Origin of the sequence: Paenibacillus sp. MAHUQ-63 (assembly GCF_028765165.1) — a bacterium.
In the GTDB taxonomy this organism is placed as follows: Bacteria; Bacillota; Bacilli; order Paenibacillales; family NBRC-103111; genus Paenibacillus_E.
In genome coordinates, this window is record NZ_JARADB010000003.1 from 1,653,790 (window position 1) to 1,660,900 (window position 7,111).

Here is a 7,111-nt window from a genome sequence, read left to right on the forward strand (position 1 = left end):
TTATTCATCATCACTCAGAACGAAACATATGACGTCCAAATAAATAAGCCAAGTAAACTAACGAATAAACTGAGGGGCACAACAACGATCGTTACTTGCAAATATTTCCCCCAATGCATGGGGACATTATGTTGTCTCAATGTATGCATCCAAAGCAGGGAAGCGAGCGTCCCCATTGGCAAAATCAAAGACCCAATATCAGCTCCAATGACATTCGCCAAATAAGAAATTTGCTGTAAATGAAGATCTAACCCCATCTCTTTAATAGATAAAGTACCTATCATAACGGAGGGCAGATTATTACAAAGGTTAGATAAAACAGTCAGCAGCCCGCCCATAGTGAATATCGCGTGAAATGGACTTGTTGCAACCGTATCGCCGAATTGTTTCACAATCAGTGCAGTCATTCCCGAATTGTGAAGGCCATAAATGATAATGTACATGCTGAAAGCAAACAAAATAATACTCCACGGACTTTTCCTCAGTACATCGGCTGGGCCGATTTGCTTCTTAAACCATCTAATCAGGATTAAGATGATCGCGCCAATAATGGCAGGCCATTCCGTCGGAATGCCTAGCGGAGCGAGAACAAAGAAACTGAGCCGGGTTGCAATGACGACACCTATACTGATTCGAAACATTTTCCAGTCGATATCCGTCCCTTGCTGCGGTCTTGAAGAAAGCGGATGTGATCTCATAGAGGAGTTCTCGATCATAAATTGCTGATTCATATTCGTTTTGTATCCAATCGAAATATCTTTTCTGAAAATAAGAAACAACATCAAGGCCATACAGCCAATCCCGAGCATGGAGGGTACAAACATCATCTTGGCATAGGTATTCAAATCTAACCCGACGATTTGCAATGAAATCAGATTAGCTAGATTACTTACCCCGATCGGTGCGCTTGCCGCAGTAGCTACTAAAGCCCCAGAAATTAAGAAGGGAACTTTTTGATGCGGCTTTAGCTTCAACATGCTCAGGGTATGAATAATAATAGGCGTCGTAATGAGAATGCTCCCGTCATTATTAAAAAACAATGTCATCAAAAAACATAGTAAATTAATATACCAGAACAGCAGCACGCCAGATCCTTTTGCTTTTATAGCCAAATTCAAGGCCGCCCATCTAAAAAAACCGATGCTTTCCAGAACAATCGACATCACAATAGTCGAAAGGATCGTAATGGAAGCCCCGCTTACAATTTTTAAAATGCTTACCATGTCGGTTAAGGGGACAAATCCGATGACTAGAACGGTAGCAGCCGCAATGGAGGTAGGAAGTGCTTCATTGATTCCGCGGGGTCTCCACATAACAAAAATGACCGTAACTAAGAAAATACTGATCATCAGCAGAGTCTCCGCGCTACTCATTGCCTTTCCCTGCGCTTTTTATACTCGATATATGAACGACTGGCATCTCTTCCTTAAATTCTGTTTTTATTTCCGCATGCCTGGAGGTAGATTCAGGCTTCAATAGCAGATACAGAAGTGCTCCGCTGATTAATAGATAACTAAAACTAATAAGCATCTTAACCTCCCCTTTCCTAGTCTTTCGTCTAGCCTGTACATTCGCTTGCAAAAGGTTAAAAAAATAGCCGTACAAGTACGGCTTTTTAAAGTTGCAAAGCATATTCAATTTTCTAATTATTTATTTCTTGTCTTTTTTGCTATCTTTTTTATCTTTGCTGTTATTTGCGGCTTCTTGTTGACCGTTAGCATTTTGCTGTTGCTCGTTGTTTTTGTTTACGTAGCTGATGTTACGGATATGGAAAGGCATAACGCGAACAATTTCACTGCCTACAGTCAATGTTACGAGAATATCTGTCACATCCGTTAATATACCCTCAATTTTCTCAGGGCCTCCACGGTTGATTTGCACCCAACGAAATTTCATTTCTTTAACGACAGCAATGAAGTCTACACCATCGATGACCGGAGGCAATAATGGTTCCGGGAGATCTGGATCTACTATGACAACCGATGTATCAGCAATCGTGCGTGTATCTACACTAACGCTTTTGATATGTTCGGTTTTATAATAAACGTTTCCAGTATCCTTAATATAGACAACAATGTAATCGTCTTTTACGACGAGCAACTTGCCCAATCTCGATTCCGGCCCCCCCCTATCTACACGAACATCTTTCCCAACCAGCAATTCCAGCGTTGCTTTGTCCATCGATATCCCTTCCCTCTTCCGGTAGTTATTTACTTGCATTAGAAGTATATGAGCCTTTCATCTGATGTGATTGGGATAGGTATCTATTTGTCCATATTTTTCCGCTTTAACCTAATATAAGCTGCTCTGCGGCGAAGATGAACAAATAAATAAAATGAGAAGTGGATGAATGGACATAGGGCATGTACCGTGTCAGCCCCCAAATATACATCATATGGTAAAAAGGTATACTCCAGTAAATGATTAACTAACTTAAGGAGGTAAGAACTGTGGGAAAATCAGAGCACTTAAGACAGGAGATTAATCTCCTAAGAGTAACCAAACCTATGATGCATCTACTGAAAGAATTACGATTTCAACCAGTGACTGTTCTAACTGCCGCTGGACCTATTTCAGGTGAACTCATGATTGTTGGTGACGATTTTATTCTCGTCAAAGAAGTAAGCGGAGAAGGCGTCATGATTCCGATTACGAGTATTGAAGTTATTTATTAAGAAAGGAGTGATCGAGAATGCCTCTTCCCCATCCACCACATCCACATCCACACCCAGAGCCACATTGGACTTTTGAATCCTTCCTAAAAGGTCTTATCGGTAGAGATATCGAAGTTTACTTTATTAATCAATTTTACGTAGGACAACTGCAAAGCGTAGAAGATGGTTATTTCACAATGGTTGTGAATTCCGCCTACTACTTGCCAGAACAATCAATTACTGTATTTAGCCGCAGCGTTGAATATTTGCGTATTTTGAACTAAAAGCTTGCTTGAGAAGACCTATCTATATAGGTCTTCTCTTTTTTTATTGCTTCTCAATCCACTCCCGCCAGTTGGAAAAATGAGCATAATTCTGATGAGTGATGCTGAATCTACGTAACCTTCGATGATAAAGCGGCGTGGGAATATGCCTAAATGAAAAATCTTTGGAAAGACGTGTAATCACTTCAAAATCCTCATAAAGTCTTCCATGTGAAGGATCTTCCTGAGACCATCCACCGATTTGCTTCAAAGCATCTACGCGATATAACCGCGGTACCAATGGCAGTCCCATTGTCAGAAATTGTTGTTTGTCAAATAAGCCTGGCATGTTGCGCACGCCGCTATACAGCAGCTGATGCGGTTTCCTTTCGTACCATTCATAATAATTGCCATGGAAGAGGGCAGTTGAATGGGAGGCCGATTGTACCTGTGCAGTCAATACATCAAGGCAGTCCGGCGCCAGCCAATCGTCCGCGTCAAGCTCCAGCAACCACCTGCTGCGTACTTGGCGCAAAGCTTGATTCAAACATCCTGCCTTACCTTGATTACTTTCATTTTCTATGAATCGAATCCGCGAATCTCTCTCCAGAGAGCGAAGCACTTCCCCCGTTTGATCCTGTGAACCGTCATCGACGATTAGCAGCTCCCACTGGGCATTGCTTTGGGTATACACACTGCGAATCGCCCATGGTAAATACTCAGCATTATTATAAGTGCTGATGACGACAGAAATCAGCGGATCCGCTGTGCCGTGTTGGACTCGCGATTTTGCATGCAATATGGGCTTAATGGCCTTCCATTCCTCTTCGCTTCGCTTCCAACTGGGAGCCTTGGTCGCACAAGGCTCCCAATGCTCAGTAAGCATGTGCTGCCATTCCCAAGCTTCGCTTAATTGGATCCATTTCTCATACATAACATATTGTTCGAAGGGCAATCGTTCTATCTCTGAAAAGCAAGCCGGCCCTCCTTGTTTCACAGCGGCCGTGCGCCAGACGCTCGGAGCCTTACCGCTTTGTTCTGGGGAGCCGCTCTTATGTTTTGGATGAACAAATACGCCCGCGCAATTAACGGAAACACGTTGGAGCTGTTCGTTTAGTTCTTGAAGGAATGTCGCATCGAAACGATCTCCGGCTTGAATCGTCATGAAGAAATCGTCATGATAGGCGGCAAGCTCCTTATTCAATTGCTTGCCGATCCCGTTCGCACTTACTAGGACAGGCCATTCAGGGACGACATGTTCTAGTTGAGCAAGGGTTATCCTAGTACTCAATTGAGAAGTTGAGTCTAATACGAAAACGAGCATATCCCTACTCCTCCTACGGGCGTACCCAGCTATTTAAACATTCTATGCGTTTATCTTGGGTTTGTTCTTCTAATAGGCTGCATAACTGCCTGCATCCATAGGATCATCTGCCCAATTCGCATATTTCACCGCTAACCGCCTGTATGCTGATTTTTTAAGCGACTACCTTTGCAATCCTTCTCCATTCGACAATTGATTCTTTTACCTTTCTGTGGCAAGATTAGCGAAGAACCCTTTACCGGGATCTTGGATCCCTTCCAAATCTCAGCAGCTGCACTTAACCACTCGAACGAACAGGAGTCAATCTATGTCAAAACCGTTTTTCAAATTGCTAACAGAGCTCTCCTCACGCAAATGGGTATCCCAGGTGACAGGAGCTTTTGCCAGGTCCAAAGCAAGCCGGATGTTCATCCCCCGTTTTGCCCAAACCTACGGTATACGCATTGAGGATGCTGAGAAGCATATCAAAGATTACAAATCCCTCAATGATTTCTTCACCCGCCGGTTGAAGCCGGGACTTCGTCCGATTCATGCCGATCCAACCCGTGTCGTAAGTCCGGTGGATGCCATGATTACAGGCATTGGCGACATTCAAGAGGGTCAGATCGTCAACGTCAAAGGCCAGGATTATACGATCGACGAGCTGCTTAACCGCTCTCCCCGGACGGTCAACTACAAGAACGGCTTCTACTTCGTCCTGTATTTGAGCCCGACCGACTATCACCGGATTCATTCTCCGATTACAGGCGATATTATCGAGAAAGAGCATGTGCCCGGCAAGGTATATCCGGTCAACGAATTCGGCCTTCGCCATATGAAACGGGTTCTCAGCCGCAACGAACGGCTAATCACGTTCATCCAGCATGGTGCAGGCGAAGTCGCCGTCGTGAAAGTCGGGGCGTTGAACGTAAGCTCAATTCAGTATGTGAAGCCGCTTCCCAATACACTTGAGCGCGGTCAGGAGCTTGCTTATTTCGAATTCGGCTCCACGGTCGTGCTGCTGTTTGAAGACGATATGTTCGAACCCCGTCCGGACCTGAAGCTAGGCTCCAAAGTGAAAATGGGAGAGGACCTCGGCCGCTTTCTCAAATAAAACATCATAAGTGATCTGGAGAGGAGAGAACCATGGCAGCTATAACATCACCGTCTTCCGGCTCCAATAGCTTGCAGAGCGCGGGTGACGTGAAACCGACCGTCTATCGGATCTTATTGGCCATCGGTCTCGTTCACCTGCTGAACGACTCGATTCAATCCGTCATACCTGCAATCTTCCCGATACTCAAAAGCGAGATGGGATTAACCTACACGCAGGTAGGATGGGTGCAGTTCGCCATCAACTTCACGGCTTCCATCATGCAGCCTGTCGTCGGCCTGTACACCGATCGCAAACCGTCTCCGTACATGCTGCCGATCGGCATGACCTCCACATTGATTGGGATGCTGCTGCTCGCTTTCGCACATTCCTACTGGGTTGTGCTGCTCGCCGTATGCTTCGTCGGTCTCGGCTCCGCCGCCTTCCACCCGGAAGGCTCGCGCGTATCGCACATGGCTGCCGGAGGACGCAAAGGTCTGGCCCAATCGATCTTCCAGGTCGGCGGCAACTTCGGCCAATCGTTGGCGCCGGTCATGACCAAATGGATCTTCATCCCGCTCGGATTATTCGGGTCCATCTGGTTCACAGGCGTCGCAGCCGTCGCCATCGCCGTCCAGCTGTACATCGCGCGCTGGTACAAAGCCGTGCTCGTCACGGCACCGGTCAAAGCCAAATCCGCGGTCAAGCGGACCGTCAATCCGGTCCACCGCAAGCGCATCTTTTTTGCCATTTATGTATTGATTTTTCTCGTATTCGTCCGTTCCTGGTACGGGGCGGCTATGAGCGGCTACTTCGCCTTCTTCCTGCAAGAGCACTACGGCATGTCGATCAACCGGGCGCAGGACTTCATCTTCCTGTTCCTGGCAGCCGGCGCGGTAGGGACTTTCTTCGGCGGTCCGATCGCCGACAGATTCGGCAAGCGCAACGTCATTTTCTTCTCCATGCTGGGCTCGGCGCCATTCGCGCTGCTGCTGCCGCATGTCGGCATTACCTGGTCTTATATTTTACTCGTTGTCATCGGAGTCATCCTTTTATCGAGCTTCTCCGTTACCGTCGTCTATGCGCAAATGCTGTTTCCCGGTAAAGTAGGCACCGTCTCCGGTCTCATCACCGGCCTCGCCTTCGGATTAGGCGGGATCGGCTCCGTTGTGCTCGGCAACCTGTGCGATGCCATCGGCACCCCCCGCGTCATGGAGCTGTGCGCGTACCTTCCGCTGCTAGGCATCCTGACGTTCCTTCTACCATCCGACCGCAAGCTGCGGGAGTGGACGGAGGAACAAGCGTAAAACATAGAAACCTTGCCCTGTAGGCTGTGACTGCCTTGGGGCAAGGTTTTTTTGGCGGTTGGAGCTCGCACTGCCGCCGAACGAAACCCTCTAACGGACACAGCGGCTGTTATTTCACCGAAAACGAGCGTCTCTCGTTTCTAACGGACACACGTGTCCTTATTTGCCGATTTCGGCAGGAAACCATGCGCCAAATGGGCAAATAAGGACACTGGTGTCCGTTAGCATTCCCAATCGGCTGATACCCGCCGAATAAGGGCCGCTGTGTCCGTTAGCCGGATTGGTGCGGGCTGGCGCGGACGCTAGGCGCGGCGCGCCCTGACCTCTTCGGCTCCTCAAATAAAAAAGCCCGGGGCGCTGCTAATGAACTGTGACCCAGAAAGTGGACGATTAAAAAAGAACCTTATGCTGTCAATAGATGACTTCTGTATTGATCAGGGGTCATCTTTTTTAATGTCCACTGGTACCTTGCTGAATTGTAATAGTGGATA

Annotated in this window: 8 protein-coding genes; 4 read left to right on the forward strand and 4 right to left on the reverse strand. The window is 47.1% G+C overall.

Going from position 1 to position 7,111, the window contains the following annotated elements; translation table 11 throughout:
- Window positions 1–14: 14 nt before the first annotated feature.
- Together PUT07_RS23105 and PUT07_RS23110 are read right to left on the reverse strand one after the other, a co-directional pair.
- Entirely contained in the window at window positions 15–1,349 is a 1,335-nt protein-coding gene (locus tag PUT07_RS23105) for an arsenic transporter (RefSeq protein WP_274470847.1), read from the reverse strand.
- 301 nt (window positions 1,350–1,650) lie between these two features.
- Window positions 1,651–2,181 (reverse strand): hypothetical protein, encoded by a 531-nt coding sequence (locus PUT07_RS23110; protein WP_274470848.1) that lies wholly within the window; start codon window positions 2,179–2,181, stop codon window positions 1,651–1,653.
- A gap of 269 nt (window positions 2,182–2,450) precedes the next feature.
- Between PUT07_RS23110 and PUT07_RS23115 the strand changes: the two genes are divergently transcribed.
- The gene (locus PUT07_RS23115) at window positions 2,451–2,675 is read left to right on the forward strand and encodes a hypothetical protein (protein WP_274470849.1); all 225 of its coding nucleotides are present in this window, start codon (window positions 2,451–2,453) and stop codon (window positions 2,673–2,675) included.
- A gap of 17 nt (window positions 2,676–2,692) precedes the next feature.
- Entirely contained in the window at window positions 2,693–2,938 is a 246-nt protein-coding gene (locus PUT07_RS23120) for a hypothetical protein (protein ID WP_274470850.1), read from the forward strand.
- A 43-nt stretch (window positions 2,939–2,981) separates the two neighbouring features.
- On the opposite strand, the gene PUT07_RS23125 is transcribed toward PUT07_RS23120, so the two are convergent.
- Window positions 2,982–4,241 (reverse strand): glycosyltransferase family 2 protein, encoded by a 1,260-nt coding sequence (locus PUT07_RS23125; protein ID WP_274470851.1) that lies wholly within the window; start codon window positions 4,239–4,241, stop codon window positions 2,982–2,984.
- Window positions 4,242–4,548: 307 nt separating this feature from the next.
- Here PUT07_RS23125 and asd point away from each other — a divergent pair, with 307 nt between their 5' ends.
- Together asd and PUT07_RS23135 are read left to right on the forward strand one after the other, a co-directional pair.
- Window positions 4,549–5,334, forward strand: coding sequence for an archaetidylserine decarboxylase (gene asd / locus PUT07_RS23130; protein ID WP_274470852.1), 786 nt, complete (start codon window positions 4,549–4,551; stop codon window positions 5,332–5,334).
- 32 nt (window positions 5,335–5,366) lie between these two features.
- Complete coding sequence (locus PUT07_RS23135) at window positions 5,367–6,620, forward strand: MFS transporter (RefSeq protein WP_274470853.1); 1,254 nt, start codon at window positions 5,367–5,369, stop codon at window positions 6,618–6,620.
- 403 nt (window positions 6,621–7,023) lie between these two features.
- Here PUT07_RS23135 and PUT07_RS23140 read toward each other — a convergent pair whose 3' ends face one another.
- Window positions 7,024–7,110, reverse strand: a complete 87-nt coding sequence (locus tag PUT07_RS23140; RefSeq protein ID WP_274469348.1) for an IS3 family transposase — start codon at window positions 7,108–7,110, stop codon at window positions 7,024–7,026.
- Window position 7,111: the final 1 nt, after the last annotated feature.

Bases quoted from the DNA above. Each gene is read 5' to 3' on its own strand.
- PUT07_RS23105 (WP_274470847.1), bottom strand. From the start codon at position 1,349: ATGATCAGTATTTTCTTAGTTACGGTCATTTTTGTTATGTGGAGACCC.
- PUT07_RS23125 (WP_274470851.1), bottom strand. From the start codon at position 4,241: ATGCTCGTTTTCGTATTAGACTCAACTTCTCAATTGAGTACTAGGATA.
- PUT07_RS23120 (WP_274470850.1), top strand. From the start codon at position 2,693: ATGCCTCTTCCCCATCCACCACATCCACATCCACACCCAGAGCCACAT.
- asd (WP_274470852.1), top strand. From the start codon at position 4,549: ATGTCAAAACCGTTTTTCAAATTGCTAACAGAGCTCTCCTCACGCAAA.
- PUT07_RS23135 (WP_274470853.1), top strand. From the start codon at position 5,367: ATGGCAGCTATAACATCACCGTCTTCCGGCTCCAATAGCTTGCAGAGC.
- PUT07_RS23110 (WP_274470848.1), bottom strand. From the start codon at position 2,181: ATGGACAAAGCAACGCTGGAATTGCTGGTTGGGAAAGATGTTCGTGTA.